This window comes from Dellaglioa sp. CoH-57-MRSF-17 (assembly GCF_056782015.1).
Window position 1 is genome coordinate 1 of sequence record NZ_JBXAXY010000172.1, and the last position, 246, is coordinate 246.

The following is a 246-nucleotide window of genomic DNA, read 5'->3' on the forward strand; positions in this document are numbered from 1 at the left end:
GGATTAAGCACGGGTGCGTACCAGGCTGCGGTGTAAATAGCTAAGGGCAGTACCAGCCACTCTAGCTGTTTGCGCAGCAAAACGTGGGTAAAACTAATGGCAATGAGCATTACCATTACGGTAATCCCAATTTCACCCATGTGGGGGGCTAGCCTTGCAAGCGCGCTACTCGTTTGGCTATAGCCGAGGCTTAACCATGGAAACCCAGTAAGTAACCACCCTCGAAGGAACTCGCTAAGTAACCAT

At 50.8% G+C, this 246-nt stretch carries 1 protein-coding gene; it reads right to left on the reverse strand.

The genetic code is table 11. The annotated features are described in order from the left end of the window. On the reverse strand, positions 1-246 hold a 246-nt coding region (locus AC1RPJ_RS08285; RefSeq protein WP_481762931.1), incomplete at both ends, for a hypothetical protein.